General features: G+C 50.9%; 1 protein-coding gene and 1 pseudogene. Both read left to right on the top strand.

What is annotated here, in order from left to right:
• Positions 1-115: 115 nt before the first annotated feature.
• Positions 116-286 carry a hypothetical protein gene (locus MOMUL_RS16810; RefSeq protein ID WP_161485045.1) on the top strand — a complete coding sequence of 57 codons (171 nt, stop codon included), beginning with the start codon at positions 116-118 and terminating at the stop codon, positions 284-286.
• Positions 255-575, top strand: a pseudogene (locus MOMUL_RS17990) (DJ-1/PfpI family protein); the annotation flags it as partial. The gene MOMUL_RS16810 and the pseudogene MOMUL_RS17990, both read left to right, overlap by 32 nt.
• Between the last annotated feature and the right edge of the window lie 132 nt (positions 576-707).

The raw sequence follows: 707 nt of genomic DNA, 5'->3' as shown, positions 1-707 counted from the left end.
GGGTTTTCCATAGTGCTTGCCGTTCGGCTTTGGTCATAATAAAAAATCCTCCTCAGCTTGTTTTCTGAGGAAGATTATCCCTTAAACTTGGGGAGGGTGCCAAGGTGGGTAGTATTTGACGCTTACGGTCCTGGCGCAAATGAGCGGTTCGTCCGCGGCACTGGCGACCAGCATGGAAGAAGCGGTGGCTGCCATTGCCAGGGTTAATGACGACCTGACGCAAACGGAGGCCGGGCCACAGAATTTTACGCCTAGGAGGACGGGCACCGGAATATATCCGCCTTAATCCAGGAGTTCTGGAGATCGTAGGCCATTTTGCCTAAGCTAACAAGCCGATAGCTGCTATTTGTCATGGCCCTCAGGTGATTGCGGCTGCAGGCGCTCTTGCAGGCAAAGCCCTGTACCGCCTATCCGGCACTAAAACCGGATGTTGAAAACGCCGGCGGTAGGGGGTGGAGGTAGAGGTTAATCAAGCGGTAGTAGATGGCAATCTGGTCACTGCACCGGCCTGGCCCGCTCACCCGGAGTTGCTGTCAAAATTTTTACATGTGCTGAGTATGAAAATAGAGCCATGATCCCTTCCTATCTCAATAATTTGCTTCTAGCTCGTTAAATCGCCTGCTCTCTTAGATTTTCATTTTTTATGATGAAGTCCAAGAGGGCAGACTAAACCTCCATCATCGTCCACAACAACAAGACGATGACTT

Source organism: Moorella mulderi DSM 14980, from assembly GCF_001594015.1.
In the GTDB taxonomy this organism is placed as follows: domain Bacteria; phylum Bacillota; class DSM-521; order Neomoorellales; family Neomoorellaceae; genus Neomoorella; species Neomoorella mulderi.
The sequence above is the reverse complement of the archived record's forward strand: the minus strand, read 5'-3'. Positions and strand labels throughout refer to the sequence as shown.